The sequence below is a fragment of the Kitasatospora sp. NPDC059803 genome, assembly GCF_042732255.1.
GTDB lineage: Bacteria > Actinomycetota > Actinomycetes > Streptomycetales > Streptomycetaceae > Kitasatospora.
Genome location: NZ_JBHWIJ010000007.1, coordinates 14,038 through 38,983 on the forward strand (window position 1 = coordinate 14,038; position 24,946 = coordinate 38,983).

The following is a 24,946-nucleotide window of genomic DNA, read 5'->3' on the forward strand; positions in this document are numbered from 1 at the left end:
TATCAGGGGGGCGAGGGGCGCGAGTCCGGCCACGGTCTGGTGCAGGAAGACGTCCTGGGCGTCCAGCCGCAGCCCGGCCCGGCGGGCCCGGGCGACCACCTGGATGCTGAGGATGGAGTCGCCGCCGAGGTCGAAGAAGCTGTCTTCGACGCCGACCCGCTCGATGCCGAGCGTCTGTGCCCAGATCCGGGCGAGCAGTTCCTCCTTCCGGCCGCGCGGCGCCACCCGGGCCGCCACGGCGGTGTCCGGTCCGGTCGGCGCCGGGAGCCTGCGCCGGTCCACCTTCCCGTTGGTGCCGACCGGGAGCTGGTCGAGCACCTGGACGGCGGCCGGCACCATGTAGCCGGGCAGGGCGCGGGCCACCGCGTCCCTGAGCACCGCGGGCGAGAGCTCGGAGGCGCCCGACCGGGCGCCCGGGGCCACGTACGCGGCCAGCAGCTCGCGGCCGCCCTCCGGCTTGAAGACCACCACGGCGGCGTCCCCGACGCCGGGCTCGCGCAGCAGCACGGCCTCGATCTCGGAGGGCTCGACCCGGTGGCCACGAACCTTGAACTGCGTGTCGGTGCGGCTGACGAACTCCAGCTCGCCGCCGGCCACCCGGCGGACCAGGTCGCCGGTGCGGTACATCCGGCTCCCGGGCCCGCCGAACGGGTTGGCGACGAACCGCCCGGCGGTCAGGCCGGGCTGTCCGGCGTAGCCGCGGCCGAGCCCGGGGCCGTCGATGTAGAGCTCGCCGGGCACGCCGTCCGGCACCGGCCGCAGGTGGCGGTCGAGGATGTGCAGGCCGACGCCGTTGAGCTCGGTGCCGACCGGCACGGGGGCGCCCGCGGGCAGCTCGCCCGGACTCCACAGGGTGGAGACCAGCGTGGCCTCGCTCGGCCCGTACACGTTGAAGAACTCCCGGCCCTGTGACCAGGTGCGCACCAGGTCGGGCGGGCAGACGTCGCCGGCGGCGGCGACGGTGGGCAGCCGGCCGCGCAGCCGCTCGGCGTCCATCACCGCCAGCAGCGCCGGGGGCAGCACCGCCACGGTGGCGCCGGTCCGGATGATCTCCCCGGCCGGGTCGGGCGCGGGGCGCGGGCTGGTGAGGCAGAGCGCGCCGCCTGCGGTGAGGGTGCAGAACAGGTCGCACACCCCGCCGTCGAAGCTGGCCGGCGCGTACTGCAGCACCCGGCTGTCGGCGGTGATGTCCCAGGCCTCGCGCAGCACCCGGGCGGTCCGGGCGATCGCGCCGTGGCTGATCACCACGGCCTTGGGGCGGCCGGTGGAACCGGAGGTGTGCACCACGTAGGCGACGTGGTCGGCCTCCACCCGGTACGGGGAGCCCGGCTCGCCGGGCAGCGCGGGGCCGGCCGGGGCCACCTCGCCGTCCGACCCGTCCGACCCGTCCGACCCGTCCGACCCGTCCATCCGCAGGACGGTGAACGGCCCCTCGGGGAGCCGCTCTGCCAGGTGCGCCTGGGTGAGCAGCAGCGGGACCGCGGTGCCGCTGATCATCGCGCCGATCCGGTCGGCCGGGTACTGCGGGTCCAACGGCACGTAGCCGCCGCCGGCCTTGAGCACCGCGAGCGCCGCCACCACCATCTCCACCCCGCGGTCGGCGAACACGCCGACCAGGGTGTCCGGGGTGACGCCCCCGGCGACCAGGCGGCGGGCCAGGCCCCCGGCCCGGGCGTCGAGTTCGCCGTACGAAACCTCGGTGCCGTCGTCGGCGACCACGGCCACCGCGTGCGGGCGCTCCTCGGCCCGCCGGCCCACCAGCTCGTGGGCGAGCACGCCGGCTTCCCCGTCCGGATCCCGGTGCCAGCGCCGGGGCTCCAGCACGAGCTCCTCGGCCGGGACGTAGGGGAGTTCGCGCAGCGGGTCGCCCGGGCGCTCGGAAATGCCGCCGAGTAGCAGGACCAGGGCGTCGGCCATCCGGCGGGCGGTGCTCCGGTCGAACAGGCCGACGCTGTACTGCAGGGCGGCGTCCAGGCCGCGGTCGGTCTCCTGGAACTGGAAGGTGAGGTCGAACGCGGCGCCGCCGGTGGGCAGGCCGAACTCCTCGGTGCGGGCGCCGTCGAGGCGCACCGGGCCGCCCGGGGCGTCCTGCAGGACCACCATGGCCTGGAACAGCGGGGTGCGGCTCGGGTCGCGCTCCGGCCGCAGCGCCTCGACCAACCGGTCGAAGGGCACGTCGGCGTGGGCGAAGGCGCCGTTGACGGACTCCCGCACCCGGCCGAGGAAGCCGTCGAAGCCCTCCTCCCAGTCCACCTCGGAACGCAGCACCAGGGTGTCCACGAAGAAGCCGACCACCTGCTCCAGTTCGGGCCGGTCGCGACCGGCCGAGACGGTGCCCACCGCGATGTCGTCCTGGCCCGACCAGTGCGCGAGCAGCAGCTGGGTCGCCGCGACCAGCACGGTGAACAGCGTCGCGCCGCGGTCCTGGGCGATCCGCTTGAGCCGCTTGGCGGTCTCCGCGTCCACGGCGAACTCCAGCTGCGCCCCCTCGCGGCCGCGCACCGGCGGCCGGGGCCGGTCGGTGGGCAGCTCCAGCGGCTCCAGGCCGGCCAGCCGCTCCCGCCACCAGTCGAGCCGGCCGCTCCCCGCGCGCTCCCAACGGGCACGCTGCCAGGCCGCGAAGTCGGCGTACTGGATGGGGAGTTCCGGCAGGTCGGCGGTACCGCCGTGCCGCCGGACGCGGTACAGCTCGGCGAGGTCGCGGACCAGCACGCCGGCCGAGCGGCCATCGGTGACGATGTGGTGCAGGACCAGGGTCAGCACGTGCTCGTCCTCGGCCAGCCGGACCAGGTGGGCCCGGAACAGCGGACCGGTGCGCAGGTCGAAGGGGGTGGCGCCGTCGGCGCCGATGGCCTCCCGCAGCCGGTCCTCGCGCTCGTGCGCGGGGTGGCCGGCCAGGTCGGTGCGGGCCAGCGCGAAGGGCCGCCCGGCCGGGGCGATCAACTGCCGCCCCTCGCCGTCGACCTGGCCGAAGAGCGTGCGCAACGACTCGTGCCGGTCCACCAGGTCGGCCAGCGCCAGTTCCAGTGCGTCGGCGTCCAACGGGCCGTGCACCCGCAGGCCCAGCGGCGAGTTGTACTCGGCACCGGTCCCGCCGAACTGCCCGAGGAACCAGAGCCGTTGCTGGCCGAAGGAGAGCGGCGGGGCACTTTCCCGGCCGACCGGCGCCAGCGCGTCGGCGGGCGCCTCCCGCTCGGCGGCGAGCAGCGCGGCCAGCGACCGGACGGTCGGCGCGCTGAACAGGGCGCGCGGGGAGATCCCGGAGGCCACGTGCTGCCGCAGCCGGGACACCACCCGGATGCTCAGCAGCGAATCGCCGCCCAGCTCGAAGAAGTTGTCCTCGGCCCCGATCCGCTCGACGCCCAGCACCTCCGCCCAGATCCCGGCCAGCAGGATTTCCGACGCGCCCTCGGGGGCCAGGTACTCGCCGCCGAGGGCGAGGTCCTCGGGCGGCTCGGGCAGCGCCCGGCGGTCGGTCTTGCCGTTGGGCAGCAGGGGGACGCGGTCCAGTCCGACGAAGGCCGAGGGCACCATCGCCTCGGTGAGGCCGACGGCCAGTCGGGCCCGCAGCCCGGCCGGGTCGATCCCGGCGCCGGGCACGGCGGGCACCACGTACGCCACCAGCCGGTCCCGGCCGCGGTCTCGGCGGGCCACCACGACCGCCTCGGCCACGTCGTCCAGCGCGGTGAGCGCCGCCTCGACCTCGGCGAGCTCGATCCGGAAGCCGCGGATCTTGACCTGGTGGTCGGCCCGGCCGAGGAACTCCAGGACGCCGTCGGCCGTCCAGCGGCCCAGGTCGCCCGGCCGGTACAGCCGGCCGCCCGGGGTGAACGGGTCGGACAGGAAGTGCTCGGCGGTCAGCTCGGGACGCCGCCAGTAGCCGGCACTCACGCCGTCCCCGCCGATGTGGATGTGGCCGGGCACGCCGACCGGCACCGGCTCGCCCCGCTCGTCGAGGACGTACACCCGGGTGTTGCCGATCGGGCTGCCGACCGGCACGTAGGCGGCGAGGCGGGCCAGCCGCTCGGGGGTGGGTACGAACACCGTGGAGTCGACGGTGGCCTCGGTCGCCCCGTAGGCGTTGACCACCATGGTGTCCGGGTGGGCGTGCTCCAGCAGCTCGCGGCAGTCGTCGACGCGCCAGCCCTCCGAGCCGACCGACATCACCTGGAAGGCCGGCAGCCGCTCGCCGCGCCCCCCGACCTCCTCGACCAGTGCCCTGGCAAGTGAGGGGACCAGTTCGATCGCGGTACCGCCGACCCGCTCGACCAGCGCGAGCAGCCGGGCAGGGTCGGTGACCAGGTCGGTCGGCACGACGAGCATCGAGCCGCCGAAGAAGACCGAGCGGAGCAGGTCGGCCAGGAAGAGGTCCACCGAGAGGCTGGTGATGGAGACGAAGCGCAACCTGCGTTCCGTCAGGTCGTACAGCTCGTCCCAGGCGCCGGCGATGTGGAGCAGGTTCCGGTGGGTCACCACCACGCCCTTGGGCCGGCCGGTGGAGCCGGAGGTGTACACCACGTACGCCGGGTCGTCCGGCCCGGCGGCGACCTCCGGCGGAGTGTCCGGGCCGGTGTCGGCGACGGACTCGACGGTGACCAGGGCACCGCCGTGGCCGGGCAGCCGGTCGGCGATCGCGGCGTGGCTCAGCACCACCGCCGGCTCGGCGTCCTCCAGCATGAACTCCAGCCGCTCGCGCGGGTACGCCGGATCCAGCGGCACGTAGGCGGCACCGGACTTCAGCACGGCGAGCACGGCGAGCACCATGTCGGTGGAGCGCTCCAGGTGCAGAGCCACCCGCTCGCCCGGCCGGGCGCCGGCGGCGACCAAGCGATGGGCGAGCCGGTTGGCCCGGCGGTCCAGCTCCCGGAAGGTCAGCGGAGCGCCGCCGTCCGCCTCCAGGACGGCCACCTCGTCCGGGCGGGCGACGACCTGGGCGTCGAACAGCTCCTGGACCAGCGCCTCGGTGCGGCGCGGGCGCGCGGTGTCGTTCCACTCGGCGAGCAGGGTGTACCGCTCCCGCTCCGTGAGCCAGGGCAGCGCGGTCGGCCCGCGGTGCGGGTCCGCGGCCACGCCCTCCAGCAGGGTGCGCAGCCGGCCGCCGATCCGCTCCACGGTGGCGGCGTCGAACAGCTCGGGATCGTAGGTGAGTTCGATCCGCAGCGCGGTGTCGGCGTGACTGCTGACGGTGAGCGGCACGGTGCTGCTGTCCGAGGAGCGCAGCACCTGGACGCCCACCCCGTCGCGGCCGGTGGCGCCCTCGGCGACCGGGTAGTTTTCGAAGACCACCACGCTGTCGAACAGCCGCTCCCCGGAGGCCAGTTCGGCGCAGCGCCGGACGTCGGAGAGGGCCAGGTAGTCGTGCGCGGTGCTCTCCGCCTGCGCCGCCTGCAGGGCGCGCAGCCAGGCCCCGAGGTCACCGTCCGCCTCCGGTCCGGCCACCCGGGCCCGGACCGGGACGGTGTTGACGAACATGCCGATGCCGCTCTCGATCCCCGGCACCTCGGGGGTGCGCCCGGAGACGACGGCACCGAAAACCACGTCCGGCTCGCCGGCGTGCCGCGACAGCAGGATCGCCCAGGCGCCCTGCATCAGGGTGTTGAGGGTGATCCGGTTCTCCCGGCACCAGTCGGCCAGCACCCCGGTGACCGCCGGATCCAGGGCGAGCTTGTGCGAGCCGGCGGCCCGGGCGCGGTGGTCGGCGGCGGGCTGGCGGTCCACCGGCAGCGCGGTGGGCTCGGCGAAGCCGGCCAGCACCTGCCGCCAGTGCGCCAGGGCGGCCTCGCGGTCCTGCCCGGCCAGCCACTCCAGGTACTCGCGGAACGGCGGCCGGCTGACCGGGAGGGCGGCCCGCCCCTCGACGGCGGCGACGTAGTGCTCCAGCACCTCCTCGAACAGCTGGGCGGTGCTCCAGCCGTCCAGCAGCAGGTGGCTGAACGTCCACAGCTGGTGGACGGTCCGGTCGTCGACCCGGGCCAGGACGATCCGCATCAGCGGCCCGGCGGTCAGATCGATGCCGCGCTCGCGCTCGGCCCGGACCAGCTCGTCCAGCCGCCGGCCGGGGTCGGGGTCCCCACGCCAGTCGAGCAGCTCGACCGGCAGTTCCAGGTCCGAGCGGATCAGCTGGACCGGCTCGGGCACGCCCTCCCAGCGGACGGTGGCGCGCAGCACGTCGGTGCGCCGGAACACCTCGCGCCAGGCCGCGGCCAGCGCCTCGGCGGCGACCACTCCCTCCAGCCGCAGGGCCAGCTGGTCGACGTAGGCGCCGCCGTCCGGGTCGGTCAGGGTGTGGAAGAGCATGCCGCCCTGCAACGGGGTGAGCGACAGGACGTCGTCCACGCCCCGGCCGTCGCCGACCAGCCGGTCGAGGGCCGCCTGGTCGAGCCGGGCCAACGGGTGGTCGGACGGCGTGCGGCCGCCGGCGCCGGGCTCGGCGCAGTGCGCGATGACGGCCCGCAGGTGCGCCAGCAGCGACTCGCCGAGCCGCCGGACGGTCTGCGGCCGGTGCAGTGCCCGGGAGGTGAACCAGGACAGCGTGAGCACCCCGTCGGAGACGGCGCCGACCACCTCGATCTGCGCGCTCCGCTCGTGGTCGCCGTCCCACTGCGGCCCGCCGTCGCCCAGGTGGGCGCGGTAGAGGGAGCGGGCGGCGAACGCGCCGTCCAGCTGCCCGTGGTAGTTGAAGGTCACGGCCGGCGCGGCAGCCGGGGTGAAGCCCGCCCGGTGGGCGGCCAGCGCACCGTGGCCGAAACCCTTGGCGGGGACGGCACGCAGTTGCTCCTTCACCGACTTCAGTCGCGCGGCGACCCCGTCACCGGCCGCCACCGTCAGCGCGACCGGGTGGACGGCGGTGAACCAGCCGACCGTGCGGGAGAGGTCGGCACCGGGCAGGACGTCCTCACGCCCGTGCCCCTCCAGGCCGACCAGCACCCGCTCGCGGCCGGTCCACTCGGCGAGCGCGCCGGCCAGGGCGGTGAGCAGCACGTCGTCCACCCTGGTCCGGTAGACCGGCGGGACGTCGCGCAGCAGCGCCTCGGTCTCCTCGGCGGTGAGGGCGAAGTCCGCGCGCTCCAGCGAGGCCGCCGTGTTGGGCCCCGCACCGTCGGTGGGCAGCTCGAAGGACTCCTCGGCGATCCGCCGCCAGTACGGGAGTTCGTCGTCCAGGCCACCGTCGCGGACGTACTCGGCGAGCCTGGCGGACCAGGCCGCGAACGGGGTGGTCGGGGTGCCGAGGTCGACCGGTCGGCCGGCCCGGGCCTGCTCGTAGCCGGTCGCGAGGTCGTCCAGCAGGATGCGCCAGGAGACGCCGTCGACCACCAGGTGGTGCGCCGTCAGCAGCAGCCGGGGGCCCGCCCCGGCACCCTCGTCGAACAGCACGGCGCGCAGCACCGGGCCGCGCTCCGGATCGAGGGCGCGGCGGGCCGACTCCGCCTCCTCGCGCAGCGCCGCCGCGCGCTCCGGCCCGCCCAGGCCGGCGGTGTCCCGGCGGCTCAGCAGCGGGCCGTCCTGGTGCGCCGCGGCCTCCTGCAGCCAGCCGCCGTCCGCGCGGCGCAACCGGGTGCGCAGCGCCGGGTGGTGGGCGACCAGGCCCTCCAGCGCCCGCGCCAGTGCGGCCGGGTCGGTGCCGGGAACCAGCTCCAGCAGCAGCGACATGGTGAACCGGGGGATGTCGACCGCACCGGCCAGCAGCCGGTGCTGCATCGGGGCCAGCGGTGCCGGCCCCTGGTGCTCGTACTGCTGGGCGGTGTCGGCCACGGTGGTGACGCCGGGGGCGATCCGGGCGATGGTCTGCTTGACCAGGATGTCCCTGGACTGGAGCAGGAACCCGGCGGCCCGGGCCCGGGAGACGGCCTGGATGCTGAGGATGGAGTCGCCGCCGAGGGAGAAGAAGTTGTCCTCGGTGCCGACCAGGTCGGCACCGAGCAGCTCGGCCCAGATCCCGGCCAGAGCCCGTTCGACCTCGGTGCGCGGCGGCACGTAGCCGGTCGCCGGCTCCGGCTCGACGGCGCTCTCCGGCAGGGCCCGGCGGTCGGTCTTGCCGCCGGCGGTGCGCGGCAGCGCCGTCAGGAAGGCGAAGGCGGCGGGGACGAGGTAGTCGGGCAGCAGGCCGTGCAGGTGGGCGCGGAGCGCGGCCGCGCCCGGCACTGCGGCGCTCGGCACCACGAAGGCCACCAGCCGCTGGACGCCGGCCCGGCCGACCCGGGGCACCACCGCGCAGTCGTCCACCGCGGGGTGGGAGCGCAGCGCCGCCTCGATCTCGCCCGGCTCCACCCGGACGCCGTTGATCTTGACCTGGTCGTCGCCGCGGCCGGCGAACTCCAGCCGCCCGTCCGGCGTGCGGCGGACCAGGTCGCCGGTGCGGTACATCCGGGTGCCCGCAGGGCCGAACGGGTCGGCGACGAAGCGCTCGGCGGTCAGTGCGGCCCGGTGCAGGTAGCCGCGCCCGACCGGCAGACCGGCCAGGTAGAGCTCGCCGCGCACGCCGGCCGGGACGGGGCGCAGGTGCGCGTCCAGCACATAGGCCCGGGTGCCGCGCACCGGCAGGCCGAGCTCCGGCGCGCGGGCGGTGTCCACCCGGGCGGCGAGGGTGTCGACGGTGCACTCGGCCGGCCCGTAGAAGTTGTGGGCGGTCAGCCCCGGGGTCGCGGCCAGCTCGCGCCACAGCTCCTCGCCGACCGCCTCGCCGCCGAGCACCAGCACTGCGGGCCGGTGCGGCGCGGCGGGGGCGAGCAGGCCGGCGTCGAGCACCGGGCGGGCGAAGGACGGCGTGAGCTGGAACAGGTCCACCTGCTCGCGCCGCGCGTAGGCCACCAGGTCGTCGGCGTTCAGCCGGGTCTCGCTGTCCACCAGGTGCAGGGTGTGGCCGTCGGCCACCGCCATCAGTGGGTTCCAGGACGCGTCGAAGGTCGGCACCGTGGTCAGCGCGACCCGCAGCGGGCGGCCGAGCAGGGCCGCCGCGGGCCGGAACAGCTCGTCCCGCTGGCGGGCGAACAGGTTGGCCAGCGAGCGGTGTTCGACCACCACGCCCTTGGGCCGGCCGGTGGAGCCCGAGGTGTGGATGACGTACGCGGCGTCCCCGGGGGCCGGGGCGGCCACGGGTTCGTCGTGCCCGTCCCGGGCGGCGACGGCGGCGACCACGGCGGGCTCGTCCAGCAGCAGCCGGGGCAGTTCGGCGGGCACCGCGCCGGCCAGCTCCCCGGTGCCGAGCACCAGCGCGGGCCGGATACCGCGCAGCAGGTCGGCGATCCGCTCGGCGGGCTCCTCGGAGTTCATCGGCACGTACACCGCGCCGGCCTTGAGCACCGCCCAGAGCGCGACCACGAAGTCGGTCGAGCGCGGCAGCACCAGTGCCACCAGGCTCTCCGCGCCGATCCCCAGGGCCCGCAGGTGGCGCGCCAACCGGTTGGCCCGGCCGTTGAGTTCGCCGAAGCCGAGCCGCTCGTCCCGGAACACCAGGGCGGGCGCGCCGGGGGTGGCGGCGGCCTGCCGCTCGAAGGCCTGGACCAGGGTGGCGGGGCCGTCGTCGGCGGTGGCGGCCGCCGCATCCCAGTCGCGGCGCAGCTCGGCCGCCTCCTCGGCGGAGACCAGCGGCAGCGCGCGCAGCGGGGTGTCCGGCTGCTCGCCGACCGCCTCGAACAGGGCGACCAGCCGCTCGCCGAGCGCCCGGACGGTCCGCTCGTCGAACAGCGCGGTGCTGTACGACAGGCCGAAGTCCAGCTCGCCGTCGCGCTCCTCGAACTCCAGCCCGAGGTCGACGGTGGCCTCCCAGCGCGGCAGCTCCAGCTGCTCGACGGCCACCCCGGGCAGAGCGAGCGGGGCTCCGAACGCGTTCTGCAGCACCATCATGGTCTGGAACACCGGGGTGCGGCTCGGGTCCCGGACCGGCTCCAGCCGTTCGACCAGCCGCTCGAACGGCACCTGGTCGTGCTCGAAGCCGTCCAGCACGCCGTCCCGCACCCGGGCGAGCAGCGCCGCGAACGGCTCCTCCTCGTCCACCGCGGTGCGCAGCGCGACGGTGTTGGCGTAGAAACCGACGGCACGCTCCAGTTCGGGCCGGCCGCGGCCGGTGGTGACGGTGCCGACGGTGACGTCCGGCTGCCCGGAGAGCCGGGCGAGCAGCAGCTGGTAGCCGGCCAGCAGCACCGGGAACAGCGTGGTGCCCTCGCGCCGGGCGAGGTCCTTGAGCCGAGCGGTCGACGCGGCGGGCACAGCCAGCCGCAGCACGGCGCCGGCCGTGCCGCGGACCGGCGGACGGGGGCGGTCGGTGGGCAGGCCGAGCGGCTCGGCGCCGCGCAGCCTGCTCTCCCAGTAGTCGAGCCCGGCCTTCACCCCGGGCCCGGTCAGCCACTCGCGTTGCCAGAGCGCGTAGTCCGCGTACTGGACCGCGACCGGCTCCGGGCGCGGCGTGCGACCGGCGGCGAACTCCGCGTACGCCGAGCCGAGTTCGTCGAAGAGCACACCCGAGGACCAGCCGTCGATGACGCTGTGGTGGGCGGTGATCAGCAGCACGTGCCGCTCCGGCGCGGACCTCAGCAGCAGGGCACGCAGCAGCGGACCCCGCGCGAGGTCGAAGGGCGTCGCGAGCTCGGCCCGTACGACGGCCGCAACACCGGGCTCCCCGGCATCAGGCTCCCCGGCATCGGCGGCGGGCTCGGCGAGGCGCAGCACCCCGGACGCCGCCGGGTGGACGACCTGGCGCACCCGGTCGCCCTCGACCCGGTAGCTGGTGCGCAACACCTCGTGCCGCTCCACCACCAGGTCCACCGCCCGGGCCAGCGCGTCCCGGTCGAGCGGACCGGTCAGCCGCAGGCCGAAGGCGCTGGTGTACTCGCTGCCCTCGGGGGCGAGGCTGCTGAGGAACCAGAGCCGCTGCTGGCCGGAGGAGAGCGGGACCTCCTCCGGGCGCGGGCCGGCGCCGATCGCGGCGTCCGCCGCGGCGGCGGGCGCTCCGGGCGCGTCCGGGGCCGCTCCCTGGCCGGCCAGCCGCCGCAGCAGCTTCTCGCGCAGCTCGGGCGGCAGCGCCGACAGTCGGTCGGGCCGGGACGTGGGACCGTTCATGCTCATGCTCCTCATGCCTCGCTGCTCGTGCCGGTGTCCGCCAGTCCCTCGGCGGCCAGGATGTCCGCCAGGACCTTGTCCTCGATGAGCGCCGCCAGCTCGGAGACGGTCCGGGCGGTCATGACCTCCCGCGGCGACAGGGAGATCCCGAACGCCCTGCGGACGCTCGCCATCACGCCCAGGCTCCGGATGGAGTCCCCGCCCAGGCCGATGAAGTCGTCGTGCGGGCCGACCTGCGCCACCCCCAGGACGTCCGACCAGATGCCCGCCAGGGCCTGCTCGGTGGGCGTCAGCGGCTCCTGCGGCTCCGGTGCTGCGGGCTCGGCGGGCTCGGTGGACCGTTCCGCGGGTCGGCCGAGCGCCGCCCGGTCGACCTTGCCGTTGGGGGTGAGGGGCAGCGCCGGGACGAAGGCGAAGCCCGCCGGGACCATGTGCTCGGGCAACAGCCCGGCCAGGAAGCGGCGCAGCTCGGCCGCGTCCGGCGCGTCCGGGCCGCCGGTGGTCACCACGTGCCCGCCGAGCACCCCGTCGGCGACCGTGGCAGCGGCCGCGGCGACGCCCGGGTGGCGGGTCAACGCACTCTCCACCTCACCGAGTTCGATCCGGAAGCCACGCACCTTCACCTGATCGTCGACCCTGCCCAGGTACTCGATCACGCCGTCGGCGCGGCGCCGGGCCAGGTCGCCGGTGCGGTAGAGCCGTCCGCCGGGCGCACCGAACGGGGCGGCGACGAACCGCTCGGCGGTCAGCGCCGGACGGCCCCGGTAACCGCGGGCCAGGCCGTCACCGCCGAGGTACAGCTCGCCGGTGACGCCGTCGGGCACCGGGCGCAGCGTGCCGTCGAGCAGGTAGGCCTGGGTGTTGCGGATCGGCCGGCCGATCGGGACGGCGCCCGGGGCGAGCGGCTGCCCGGGCTCGGCCCGGTACACGATGCAGCCCACGGTCGCCTCGGTCGGCCCGTACTCGTTGATCACCGCGCTGCCGGGGTGCCGGGCCCGCCAGCCGGCGAGGGTCTCGCCGAGCAATTGCTCGCCGCCGACCACCAGGTCGGCCGAGCCGGCCGCCACGTCGGGCAGGCGCTCCAGCAGCGGGAGGTGGCTGGGCGTCGCCTTGACGAAGCCCACCGCGGTGCCGGCGGCGGCCAGTTCGGCGAGCGCGTCCGGCTCCAGCGGGGACACCACGACCGTGCCGCCCAGGGTGAGCGGGGTCCACAGCGCGGTGACGGTGAGGTCGAAGGCGATCGAGGAGTGCAGCAGCGCCGAGGTGCGCAGGCCCGGGTACGCGTCGGCGGCGTGGGCCAGGTAGTGCGCCAGCGAGGCGTGCTCGACGACCACGCCCTTGGGGGTGCCGGTCGAACCGGAGGTGTAGAGCACGTACGCGGTGTCCGCCGGGGCGGGTCGGACGAGCCCGGTGTGGTCGTACGGGCCGGCCAGGCCCGCCAGGTCCACCAGGTCGACCGGGCAACCGGCCGGCGCCTCGCCGTCCAAGGCCGCTGCGCCCTCGGCGTCCGCCAGCAGCCGCACCGGACCGCACTCGGCGAGCAGGGCGCCGAGCCGCCGGGCCGGGTGCTGGAGGTCCAGCGGCACGTACCCGGCGCCGGCCTTCCACACCGCGAGCAGGGTCACCACCAGCAGCGCGGAGGGCCGCATGGCGACGGCCACCACGTCCTCGGTGCCGACCCCGGCGGCGCGCAGCCGGGCGGCCAGCGCGTCGGAGCGCGCGGCCAGGTCGGCGTAGTCGAGGCGGCCGTCGGGGCCGGTCAGCGCGAGCGCCGCGGGAGTGCGCCGGGCCTGGGCGGCGATCCGCTCCGGCACGGTGGTGCGGTCCACGGCGACCGCGGTGTCGTCGTGGCCGGTCAGGTGCCGCCGCAGCTCGTCCTCGGTCAGCCAGGGCAGGTCCACCAGCCGGGTCGGCGCGTCCCGCTCCGGCTCGGCCATGCCGCCCAGCAGCAGACCGAGCCGGTCGGCGAAGGTCCGCACCGTCCGCTCGTCGAACAGGGCGGGGTCGTAGGCGAACGAGAAGGTCAGCCGCTCGGTCGGGTAGACGCCCACCGTCACCGGGTAGTTGGTGGTCTCGGCGTCGGCGCTCACGTCGCGCAGGGCGAGGCCGCCGACGGTGAGCGCGGCGTCGTCCACCGGGTAGTTCTCGAAGACCAGCACGCTGTCGAAGAGCCTGGCCGGGGCGGCGATCCCGCTGCGGGCCTGGATCGCGGTGAGCGGCAGGTGCTCGTGCACGCGGGCCCGCACCTGCTCCTGCTGGAGCTCGCGCAGCCAGGGCCCGAGCTCGGCCTGCGGGTCCGCGAGGGCGCGGACCGGCAGGGTGCCGATGAACAGCCCGACCATGTCCGGCGCGCCGTCGAGGTCGTGGGGGCGGCCGGAGACGGTCGCGCCGAAGCAGACGTCGCCCTGCCCGGACAGCCGGGACAGCAGCAGCGCCCAGGCGCCCTGGACCACCGTGTTCACGGTGACCTGCCGGTCCCGCGCGGCCCGGTAGACCCGGGCGGACAGCTCGGCCGGCAGTTCCACCCGCAGCCGCGCGGAGGACCTGACCCGGTGCTCGCCGGTCGGCCTGCGGTCGAAGGGCAGCGGGGTGGCGGTGGTCAGGCTCGCCAGCCGCTCGGTGAAGTACCGCTGCGCCTCGTCGGTGTCCCGAGCGAGCTGCCAGGCCACGTAGTCGCGGAACGGCGGCCGCTCGACGGCGGCGGACGGCCGGCCGGCGCGCAGCGCCGCGTACTCGGCGAACAGGTCGGAGAGCACCTGGTAGAGGCTCCAGCCGTCCAGCAGCGCGTGGTGGAAGGTCCACAGCAGGTGGAGCGAGCCGCTGTCCAGCCGGGCCGCGGTGAGCCGGGTGAGCGGGCCGCCGGCCAGGTCCACGCCGAGCGCGCGGTCGGCGGCGAAGAGCCGCTCCAACGCCTCGGCCCGCCCGGCCTCGTCCAGTCCGCTCCAGTCCAGCACGGTCAGCGGGGTGGGGACGGTCCGCAGCACCCGCTGGACGAACCCGCCGGCCCCGGCGTCGGCGACCGTGGTGCGCAGCACCGGGGTTCGGTCGACGGTGCTGCGCCAGGCGCGTTCCAGCAGGTCGACGCGGTCCACGCCGTCCAGCACGAAGGCGAACTGGGCGAAGTAGGCGTCCTGACCGCCGGTCTCGGCGGCGGCCTCCAACGAGTGGAAGAGCATGCCGGCCTGCATCGCGGTGAGCGGGTAGAGGTCCACCACCGCTCGGCCGTCACCGGCCAGCCGGTCCACCGCGGCCTGGTCCAGCCGCAGCAGCGGGAAGTCCGAGGGGGTCCGGCCGCCGGCTCCGGGTTCGCCCGCGTGCGCGGCCAGCGCGCGCAGCGCGTCGGCGGTGGCCTCGGCGAGGCGCCGTACGGTGGCCTCCTCGTGCACCTGGTCGGAGTACTGCCAGAGCAGTTCCAGGGCGCCGCCGTCGCCGAGGACGGCGATGACGTCGAGCAGGTGGGGACGGACCGACTCCGGGGACTGCCGCAGCCACATCCGCGGCCGGGTGCCCGCCTCGAACGGGCCGCCCTCGGGCAGTTCCTCGAAGCGGCCGAGGTAGTTGAAGCTCACCTCGGGCGCGCGGTCGCGCTCGGTGCGGTGGGCGGCCGCGTCGCGCAGCGCGCCGTGGCCGAGGCCACCGCCGGGGACGTCCCGCAGCCGCTGCTTGACGGACTTGAGCACGGCCGGCCAGCCGGCGGCCGGGTCGGGCAGGTCGAGGGCGACGGGGTACACGGCGGTGAACCAGCCGACGGTGCGGGACAGGTCGGTGCCGTCCCGCTCGGCCCGGCCGTGGCCCTCCAGGTCCACCAGCACCTTCGGCAGGCCGGTCCAGGCGGCCAGTGCGGTGCCGAGCGCGCTCAGCAGGACGTCGTCCGGGCCGCCCCGGTAGCGGGCCGGGAGCTCCCGGAGCACCGCGTCCGTCTCGGCGGCGGTCAGCCGGACGGTCAGCGTGCGGGTCGAAGCCGCGGTGTTGGCACCTGCCCGGTCGCGCGGCAGCCGGGGCGTCGCCCGGTCCGGCACGCCGTCCCAGTACGCCCGCTCGGGCTCGAACTCGCCGGCGGCGGTGCGGGCTTCGAGGTCGAGCGCCCAGGCCCGGAACGAGGTGGTCTTGGCGCCGAGCCGCACCTCCCGGCCGACCGCGGCCTGCCGGTAGGCGTCGGCGAGGTCCTCCAGCAGGATGCGCCAGGAGACGCCGTCGACCACCAGGTGGTGGGCCGCCAGCACCAGCACGTCCGGCCGCTCGGTGTCGCCGCGCAGCAGGGTGGCGCCGAACAGCGGGCCCTCGGCGAGGTCGAACTCCTCGGCCCGCTCGGCCACGTCGTCGATCCGGCGGTCCTGCTCGTCGACCGGCAGGCCGGCCAGGTCGACGACGTGCAGCAGGGGGCCGACCTGGCCGGGCGCGTGGTGGCCGACGGTCCCGGTGAAGCGCAGCCGCAGCGCGTCGTGCTGCGCGAACAGGGCGCGCAGCGCCCGCTCCAGGGCCGACTGGTCGACTCCGGGGGCCAGTTCGACCCGGACGGTCTGGTCGAAGTGCCCGGGCCGGGCCGGGTCGGTGCCGTGGAACCAGCGCTGGATCGGGGTGAGCGGCAGCTCGCCCTCGACCGGGCCCTGTTCGGCGGCGGGCGCCTCGTCCCGGGCCCAGACCGCCACGGCGGCCAGCGCGGCGACGCTCTGATGCCGCATCACGTCGCCGGAGCGCAGGGAGAGCCCCTCGGCGCGGGCCCGGGCGGCGACCCGCATGGTGAGGATGGAGTCCCCGCCCAGCTCGAAGAAGTTGTCCTCGACACCGACCTGTTCCACGCCGAGCAGCCGGGCCCAGGTCTGCGCGAGCAGCCGCTCCTTCTCGTCGCGCGGCGCCAGGTAGGCCCGCCCGGCGTCGGCCTCGGGCACCGGCAGGGCGGCCCGGTCGAGCTTCCCGGCGGCGTTCAGCGGCAGCGCCGGCAGCGTGACGAAGGCGGACGGCACCATGTACGAGGGCAGGTGCTCCGCCAGTGCGGCGCGCACCCCGGCGGTGTCCGGGCGCTGCTCGGCGTCCCGGGGCACCAGGTAGCCGACCAGGCGCTTGGAGCCCGCGCTGTCCGGCAGTGCCAGGACGGCGGCGTCGGCCAGCTCCGGCAGCCGCAGCAGGGCGGCGACGATCTCGCCGGGCTCGATCCGGAAGCCGCGCACCTTGACCTGGTCGTCGGCCCGGCCGAGGAACTCCAGCACGCCCTCGGGCAGCATCCGGGCCAGGTCGCCGGTGCGGTAGAGCCGCTCGGCCGGGTCGAAGACCGCGGGGCCGAACCGCTCGGCGGTCAGCTCGGGCCGGCCGAGGTAGCCGATCGCCAGGCCGTCGCCGGCCAGGTACAGCTCGCCGGGCACGCCGTCCGCCACCGGCCGTCCGTCCTGGTCCAGCAGGTGGACCCGGGTGTTGGCCAGCGGGCGGCCGATCGGCACCGAGGCCCGCTCCAGGTCCCGCTCGGTGATCCGGTGGGTGGTGGCGAACACCATGGACTCCACCGGTCCGTAGCCGTTGACCAGGCGCAGCCCGGGGTGGCGGCGCAGCACCCGGCCGACGTGCTCGACCGAGACCGCCTCGCCGCCGGTCAGCACCTGGCGGAGCGTCCCGAAGATGCCCGGGTACTCCTCGACCATCACGTTGAACAGGCTGGAGGACAGCCACAGGGTGGTGACGCCGTGCCGCTCGACGAGCTCGGCGATCGCCTCCGGCTCGGGCGTGGGGGCCGGCTGGAGGACGCAGCGGGCGCCGTGCAGCAGCGCGCCGAACAGCTCCAGGGAGAACGCGTCCCAGGAGATCGGCGCCGTCTGCAGGACCACCTCGTCCGGCCCGAACCGGGCGTAGTCGGTGCCGACGAAGGTGCGCACGGTGGCGCGGTGGGCCGCCAGCACGCCCTTGGGCCGACCGGTGGAGCCGGAGGTGAACATCACCGTCGCCGGGTCCTCGGCGCTGCCCGGGACGGCCGGGTCAAAGCCGTCCTCGGCGTCGGTGGCCGGGTCGGTGAGCGACAGCAGGACCGGGTCGCCCGCGGCGGGCCAGGCCGCCCGGACGGTCGCCTCGGCGTCGGCCCCGACGAGCGCGACCGGCGCGGCCAGGTCCTCGATCATCAGCCGCAGCCGCTCGACCGGCAGGCCGGTGTCGAGCAGCGCGTAGGCGCCGCCGGCCTTGAGCACCGCCAGCAGCCCGACGACCATCCCGGGCGAGCGCCGGGCGCAGACCGGGACGAGCGTGCCGCGCCCGACCCCGGCGGCTGCCAGTCGGCGGGCCAGCCGGTTGGCCTGGGTGTTGAGCTCGCCGTAGCGGACGACGGTCTCCTCGTGCACCAGGGCGACGGCCTCCGGGCGGAGCCGGGCGACGCGCTCGAACAGCTCGTGGACCCGGGCCTCGCGCGGGTAGGTGACCTCGGTGTCGTGCCAGTCGGCCCGGGCCCGCCGGGCCCCGGCGTCCTCCGCGCCGACCAGGGCGAGCTCCCCGGCGGGCGCGCCGGCGTCGGCGACGGCCGACCGGAGCAGGCCGAGCAGGTGGTCCGCCAGCCGGGCGACCGTGGCAGCGGTGAACAGGTCGGTGCTGTACTCGATGCCGGCGCCGAGCGTGTCGCCGTGGTTCCAGAACTCGAAGAGCAGGTCGAACCGCGAGGAGGATCGCGGGAGTTCGGCCTCGGCCAGGTGGAGCCCGGCGGCCGCCGCCCCGGGGCGCAGCAGCGGTTCCTGGTAGGTGACGGCGGTCTGCACCAGCGGCATCCGGCCCGGTTCGCGGACCGGACGCAGCGCCTCGACCAGCCGGTCGAACGGCACCTCGCCGTGCTCGACCGCAACCAGGGTGGACTCCCTCACGGCGTCGACGAGTTCACCGAACGGCCGGGCGGGGTCGAGCGCGGTGCGCAACGGCACCAGGTTGGCGAAGAAGCCCTGGGTGTCGTCGTCCACGCCGTCACGACGGCCGGCGGTGGCGATGCCGAGGGCGAAGTCGCGCTGGCCGCTGTGCCGGGCCAGCAGGACGTGCACGGCGGCGGTCAGCGTCATGAAGACGGTGGCCCGACGGGCCCGGGACAGGGCGCGCAGCCCGGCGGCCAGCTCGGCCGGGACGCGGAACCGGTGCAGGGCGCCGGCGCCGGGGCGGGCCGCCGAGCGCGGCCGGTCAGCGGGCAGGTCGAGCGGCGGCAGGTCGGCGAGCCGCTCGCGCCAGTACGCGATGTCGGCGTCCCAAGCGCCGGCCCGGGCCCGGTCGCGCTGGTCGGCGGCGTGGCGGGCGAACTGGTCGGGCGCCGGCGCCACCGGGCCGAGCGGCCCGCGCACGGCCCGGCCGTAGAGCTCGAAGAGCTCCCGGAGCAGGGCGCGGGTGGACCAGCCGTCGGTGACGATGTGGTGCTGGTCCAGCACCAGCACGTGCCGCTGCCCGGGCAGATGGATCAGCAGGGTGCGCAGCAGCGGCCCGGCCACCAGGTCGAACGGACGGGCCGTCGCCTCGGCGAGCAGTCGCTCGTGCTCGTCCGCCGCCTTCCCGGCCGACAGCGCGGTGAGGTCGACCACGTCGAGCGCGGGCTCGCCGGGCTCGTGCACCACCTGCACGCCGCCGTGCTCGCCGGCCCGGAAGGTGGTGCGGAGCACCTCGTGCCGGGCGAGCACCGCGCCCAAGGCGGCGCGCAGCGCCTCGTCGTCCAGTTCGCCGGTCAGCTCGATGCCGACTGCGGCGCCGTACCCGGCCAGGGCCGGGGCGGCATCGTGGAGGAACCAGAGGCTCTCCTGGGCGAAGGACATCGGCACGGTGTCGCCGTGGCCACCCGGCGCGCCGTCGCGCGCGACGGCCCGGACCGGGGCGGGGGTGTGCCCGGCCGGTCCGACCAGGGCGGCGACCGCGCCCACGGTCGGCGCGGCGAACAGCTCGCGCAGACTCGGCGCGGTGCCGAACTCCGCCTTCAGCCGGGCCAGGACGCGGGCGCCCAGCAGCGAGTCGCCGCCGAGGTCGAAGAAGTCGTCGGTGGTCCCGACACCGGTGGTGCCGAGGGCCTCCTCCCAGATCCGGACCACAGCCTCCTCGACCGGGCCGTCCGCCGGCACGTGGGCGACCCCGCGGCCGGTCCGATCCGGCGCGGGCAGCTTGGCGCGGTCCACCTTTCCGGAGGGGTTGAGCGGGAAGTGCCCGACCGGGACCACCGCGGAGGGCAGCAGGTGCTCGGGCAGGGTGCGGCGCAGGTGTGCGGCGAGCTCGGCCCGGGTGGGCGCGGCCAGGCCCGCCTCCGCGCGGACGTGGACGACCAGTCGGCGGTGGCCGCGCTCGTCCTCGGGTGCTCCGGCGGCGGCCTCGGCGACGGCCGGGTGGGTCAGCACGGCGGCCTCGACCTCGCCCAGCTCGACCCGGAAGCCCCGGATCTTGACCTGGTCGTCGGTCCGGCCGCGGTAGCGCAGCACGCGGTCCGCGGTCCACTCGGCGAGGTCGCCGGTGCGGTAGAGGCGGCCGCCGGCCGGTCCGTACGGGTCGGCGACGAAGCGCTCGGCGGTCAGACCGGGGCGGCCCAGGTAGCCGAGCGCCAGCCCGTCTCCGGCCACGTACAGCTCGCCGACGGCGCCGGGGGCGACCGGCCGCAGCCGCTCGTCGAGAACGTGCACCCGGGTGCCGGTCACCGGGCGTCCGATGTCGGGGGCGGTGCCGTCCCCGGGGATCGGGTCGCTCATGGTGGCGCAGACGGTGGACTCGGTCGGCCCGTACCCGTTGACCATCAGCCGGCCGGGCGCCCAGCGGGCCGCGACCGCGGCGGAGCAGGCCTCGCCGGCCGTGACGACGGTGACGCCGGCCGGGACCGCCCCGTCCGGCAGGGTGGCGAGCACCGCCGGCGGCAGGGTGACGTGGGTGATCCGCAGTTCGGCCAGCAGGTCGCCGAAGGCCGGACCGGGTACCAGCCGCGCGGCGTCGGCCAGGACCAGCGTGCCGCCGGTGAGCAGCGCCATGGAGAGTTCGAACACCGAGGCGTCGAAACTGGGGCTGGCGAACTGCAGCACCCGGGAACCGGGGCCGGCCGCCAGCTGGGCGACGTGCTGGGCGGTGAGGGCGGCGAGGCCGTGGTGGGGCACGGCCACGCCCTTGGGGCGCCCGGTGGACCCGGAGGTGTAGATGACGTACGCGGCGTCCAGTGGGTGTCCCGGCCCGACCTTCCCGGCCGCGGCCGGGTCGGTGTCCGGGCAGCCCGCCAGCGCCTCGGCGACGGCCGGGTCGGCGAGGTCCAGCACGGCCGGCGGGCCGTCGGCGGCCCGGACCGAACCGGCGCCGTTGGTGAGCAGCAGCCGCGGCGAGGCGTCGGCGAGGACGTAGGCGACCCGCTCGGCCGGGTAGGCCGGATCGACCGGCAGGTAGGCGGCACCGGCCTTGGTGGTGGCGATGGCCGCCAGCACGAGATCCGCGCCGCGGGCCATGCCGAGCGCCACGATGCTGCCGGGGCCGACGCCCCGGTCGATCAGCAGGTGCGCCAGCCGGTTGGTCCGGCTGTCCAGCTCGGCGTACGAGAGGGTGCCGGCCCCGGACACCAGGGCGGGCGCCCTCGGGGCCCGCTCGACCTGCCGGCGCAGCAGCTCGGGCAGGGTGCCGGCGGCGGGCGCCGGCGGTCCCGCGTGCCACCCTGCCGCCTCCGCCGACGCCGGGTCGGTGCCAGTGATGAGCCGTGCGTCCGGGGAAGCCGCCTCGTGCGACATGGTTGTGTCTCCTGCCCTTCGGTCTGCTCTGCCCGTTCAGCCGGCCGTCCGGTCCGACGACGGCTTCGGACTCCCGCGGGTCGCGGGAGTCCGGAACACGCTGGTTACTGCCGTGTACCGCCGCTCACCACCGGGCCGCCAGGCGCCCGCCGACCTGCATGCGGTCGATCCGCCCGGTGTCCGGGTCCCGGTGGAAGCGGCCGGTGTAGCCGGTCCGCTCGGTGGTCAGCTCGACGACCGAGAACGCCAGGTCCGACCGGACGGCGAGCCGGGCGAACGGTCGGCCTCCCTGGTCGAGCCGCAGGCCGTCCGGGTCACGGACCAGGCGGTACTCGGTGGCGCCGTTGCGGTAGGTCCCCGCGCAGTCGGCGAGGAGGTGCTCGGGGGCCGGCGGCGCGTCGCCGCGCAGCCGGGTGAACGGGTGACTGCCGACCTCGATCCCGGCCTCGCCCAGTTCGGCCAGCAGGTCGTCCCAGAGCGCGAGTCCGGTGCCCGCGTTGGTGGTCAGCGCGACGACCGTGCCCTCCTGCGGGTCGACCCGCAGGTGGCAGGAGGTGCCGTCGCCGGTGCCGTCGTGACCGACCCAGGTCCGGCCGTCCGGGGCCAGGTGGTGCGCGAGGCCGAGGCCCCAGGCGTCGGCCAGGCCGAACGCGTCGGTGTTCGGCTCGATCCGGCGCATCGCCTCGGTGACCCGGGGCGGCGGCAGCAGCGGCCCGCGCGGGCGCACCGGTTCGTCCGCGAGCAGGGTGCCGAACCGCAGCAGGTCCGCGGCGGCGAGCGCGAGCGCGCCGGCCGGCGCCTCCACCGACGGCAGCAGCTGGGCCACCGGGCGGGCGGTACCGTACGCCGGCTGCGCGGCGTGCCCGGGGACGTGCCCGGCGGCGGCGCCCGAACCGGTGACGAAGGCCGCTCGAATGCCGAGCGGACGCAGCAGGACCGAGGTGACGGCCTCCTCCCACGGCATGCCGAGGGCCAGTTCGGCGACTCGGCCGGCCGCCACCAGCCCGACGTTGGAGTAGGAGAAGGCCGTGCCCGGCGGGCAGACCACGGTCGCCGCGGCCTCCCTGAGGTACTGGTCGCGGTCGGCCGGCGGTTGCTCGGCGGGGTGACTCCCGGGCAGTCCGCCGGTGTGGGTGAGCAGGTGCCGCAGCGTCAGTTCGCTTCCGAGCGCCCCGGGCAGCGCCGCGAACTCGCGGAACTGCTCGCCGAGCGGGGCGTCCTGGTCCACCTCGCCCTCACCCGCCAGGGTCGTCAGCAGCGCGGCGGTGAACGGCTTGGTGAGCGAGCCGACCGGGAACCGGGACTCCGCGACGACCGGCCGGCCGCTGTCGTGGCGCTCCTCCCCGGCCACCACCACCGAGGTCACGCCCCGGTGCAGGATGGCGAGTTGGGCTCCGGGGACGGTGTGCCGGCGGATCAGTCGATGCAGCAGCCGGCCGAGCCCGCCGGCGCTGGCCGGGTCGACGCTCCTGGTGGGGGTTGCCGAGGTGGTCGTCATGGTGTCGGGGTCACTCCAACTCGAAGACGACGGAGGCGGCGGGCGACTCGATCCGCTGCTCGCCGGCCAGCTTCCAGCCGGTCTCCTCGAAGACCCCGTACCACTCGTCCAGGGTGGGCACGTACACCCCCATCAGGTCGTGGGCGGACTCGAAGCCGAGGTTGAACAGCGGGATCCCGAGGTCCGGGTAGCCGACCGTGCGGGTGGTGTCGCCCAGCAGGAAGCGGCGCACGTTGGGGAACCGCTCGCGCAGGGTGCGCATCGACTTGACGGCGTTCTCGCGGGGCCAGAAGTCGTGGCCCATCATGAAGCAGGTGAGCAGCTCGACCTCCGCGAAGACGGGGTGCGGGGCCAGGTCGCGGGCGTCCGCCTGGAGAGCGGTGATGCGGTCGGACAGGCCGGCCCTGGCCACCTCACGGGTGGTCATCTCGACGGCCGGGAGGCCGATGTCGAGGCCGAGCCCGCGGGTGCCGGGGTAGCGGTTGGCGAGCTGGATGAGCCGCTCGCCGCTGCCGCAGCCGAGGTCGGCGGCGACCTTGAAGTCGAACGGCAGCCGATCCATCGCGGCCCAGAACGCCGGGTCGAACGAGAACGAGGACAGCTCGCGGCAGGCGTAGCCGATGGCCGCGCCGTCACGGTGGTGGAAGGAACCGACCCGGTTCTCTTTTCGGAGCACCGAGGGCATTTCGGTATAAAGACCGGAGCAGCCCCGGCTGAGCCAGTGGAAGTACGACCGGTAGGTGTTCACCTCGTCGAAGATCGGGCCGGGGCTGACGGTGCCGCCATCGCGGGTGACGACCCCGACCGAGGCGAGCGCCTGGAACATCCCGCGGGACGCGACCGGGTCCAGCCCGAGCTTTTCCGCCAGTTCCTCCGCATCCAGAGAGGCGGCGCCGTCCAGTTCGTCGAGCGCGCCCACCTCCCAGGCTGCGGCAATTGCCCAGGATGCCACCGCCGAGTTGTAGATGTCGGCCGATGTCAGTTTTGCCCCGGGTATCGCCACTTCAGTGATCGACATGGATGCCTCCTGTTCGGTTTCCGGCAGGTGCCATCAGTTTCGACCGGAACCAACAGCAGGCTCCAGCTCCTTAAGCAGGGCACGATAACCGCAGGTCAGCACGATATACCGGCCCGCCACAGGCATTCGGCGAAGCGAAGCCGAAGGGTCCGTTTTCTGATTTAAGGCCTGGCTTAACGAGCTTGTCAGCACGCCGAACCGATTCCCAGCATGAGCGGTGCCAGTGCCAGCCCCACCAGTTCAGGGAGAGACGAATGGGCAACCCGTTCGAGAACGCCGACGGCACCTTCCGGGTTTTGGTCAACCAGGCGAACCAGCACAGCCTCTGGCCGGATTTCCTCGACGTTCCAGACGGTTGGTCGTCGACGTACGGACCCGACTCCAGGGAGGAATGTCTGAATTACGTCGAGAGCAACTGGAACGACCTCCGCCCACGCTCCATCGCGTCCTGACCGGAAATCCCCAGGGCGCACCGACGCGAAAGAAAGGAAAGCGGTGTCCACGCTGCGGTTGCACGATGAAGAGCGCGACGAGATCGCGGTTCTCGCCGATGAATTCCTGGAGTCGCTGAACGGCGACCAGGACCCCTCGCGGATGTCCGCGGCCGCCACCGGCGCCGCCCAGCGGCTGCCCGAGCGGCTGCGGACCTTCCTCGCCGCGACGCGGACCGGCGGGGAGGCCATCACCGTGGTCTCCAACCTGCCGGTCCGGGCCGATCTGGAGCCCACCCCGCTCGGCTGGGAGCCGGCCGCCAAGCTCGGCGCGGGCTGGCACGAGGAGGGCGTGCTGGCCCTGGTCGGCGCCGGACTCGCCGAGCCGTTCGGCTGGACCAGCCAGCAGGCCGGCCGGCTGGTCCACGACGTCTGCCCCACCCCCGAGGACGACAACTCGCTGACCAGCGCCAGCAGCACCAGGGAGCTCAACTTCCACACCGAGGACGTCTTCCACCCCTGCCGCAGCGACTACGTGGCCCTGCTGTGCCTGCGCAACCCCACCCAGGTGGGCACCACCTACGTCCGCGCCGAGGCGCTCGACCTACCTCAGGACGTCCGCGAGGTGCTGTTCCAGGAGCGCTTCCTGTTCCTCCCGGACGACTCCCACAACCTCGGCTCGCTGCCCGACAGCGCCGGCGACGGCTCGCAGCTCGGCGCCGTGCTGTTCGGCCCCCCGAACACCCCCTACCTGCGCTTCGACATCGACTTCATGCGCCCGCTGCCCGGCGACGACGCGGCCGCCGAAGCCGTGGAGACCGTCCAGGCCGTCCTCGGCAAGCACGTGGAGCGGATCTCGCTCGCCCCCGGCGACCTGGTCTTCGTCGACAACTTCCGGGTGGTGCACGGCCGGGAGTCCTTCCGCTGCCGCTTCGACGGCACCGACCGCTGGCTCAAGCGGGTCAATCTCACCCGCGACGCCCGGCGAATCAGCGCCGTCACCGGAAAGCGGACCGTGCTGATCTGAGGCCGGAGCCGGCGGCCCGCGACAACCGCTTCCGAACACCCCTTCCCCGCCCGCCCGGCACGGCCTTCATCGGCCCGTGCCGGGCGGGCGCTCTTTCCCCGAGGAATTCGTATAGTGAACCCCCGGTCCACCCGAGTCCGTTCACCCGTGCCGCCCCGGCCGAAAGAACGAGAGCACGTCCTCGGCCAAAGGGACGAGGCGCCCCGCCGATCTCTCCCGAAAGGCGGATGTTGCCGC

The 24,946-nt window shown here is 75.5% G+C and carries 6 protein-coding genes; 2 read left to right on the plus strand and 4 right to left on the minus strand.

What is annotated here, in order from left to right:
• From ACFV6I_RS02210 to ACFV6I_RS02225, 4 genes are all read right to left on the minus strand, one after another.
• Positions 1-11,055: amino acid adenylation domain-containing protein (locus ACFV6I_RS02210; RefSeq protein WP_380423299.1), on the minus strand; the 11,055-nt coding region annotated here is incomplete at its 3' end.
• Positions 11,056-11,066: 11 nt separating this feature from the next.
• Positions 11,067-20,735, minus strand: coding sequence for an amino acid adenylation domain-containing protein (locus ACFV6I_RS02215; RefSeq protein ID WP_380423300.1), 9,669 nt, complete (start codon positions 20,733-20,735; stop codon positions 11,067-11,069).
• Between the two features lie 124 nt (positions 20,736-20,859).
• Positions 20,860-22,233: a serine hydrolase domain-containing protein gene (locus tag ACFV6I_RS02220; RefSeq protein ID WP_380423301.1), complete on the minus strand. Its 1,374-nt coding sequence runs from the start codon at positions 22,231-22,233 to the stop codon at positions 20,860-20,862.
• 10 nt (positions 22,234-22,243) lie between these two features.
• Complete coding sequence (locus ACFV6I_RS02225; RefSeq protein WP_380423302.1) at positions 22,244-23,251, minus strand: SAM-dependent methyltransferase; 1,008 nt, start codon at positions 23,249-23,251, stop codon at positions 22,244-22,246.
• A 254-nt stretch (positions 23,252-23,505) separates the two neighbouring features.
• Here ACFV6I_RS02225 and ACFV6I_RS02230 point away from each other — a divergent pair, with 254 nt between their 5' ends.
• Positions 23,506-23,703 carry an MbtH family protein gene (locus ACFV6I_RS02230; protein ID WP_063348711.1) on the plus strand — a complete coding sequence of 66 codons (198 nt, stop codon included), beginning with the start codon at positions 23,506-23,508 and terminating at the stop codon, positions 23,701-23,703.
• 43 nt (positions 23,704-23,746) lie between these two features.
• Positions 23,747-24,709 carry a TauD/TfdA family dioxygenase gene (locus tag ACFV6I_RS02235; protein ID WP_380423303.1) on the plus strand — a complete coding sequence of 321 codons (963 nt, stop codon included), beginning with the start codon at positions 23,747-23,749 and terminating at the stop codon, positions 24,707-24,709.
• Positions 24,710-24,946 lie beyond the last annotated feature (237 nt).

Bases quoted from the DNA above. Each gene is read 5' to 3' on its own strand.
- ACFV6I_RS02230 (WP_063348711.1), top strand. From the start codon at position 23,506: ATGGGCAACCCGTTCGAGAACGCCGACGGCACCTTCCGGGTTTTGGTC.
- ACFV6I_RS02215 (WP_380423300.1), bottom strand. From the start codon at position 20,735: ATGTCGCACGAGGCGGCTTCCCCGGACGCACGGCTCATCACTGGCACC.
- ACFV6I_RS02220 (WP_380423301.1), bottom strand. From the start codon at position 22,233: ATGACGACCACCTCGGCAACCCCCACCAGGAGCGTCGACCCGGCCAGC.
- ACFV6I_RS02225 (WP_380423302.1), bottom strand. From the start codon at position 23,251: ATGTCGATCACTGAAGTGGCGATACCCGGGGCAAAACTGACATCGGCC.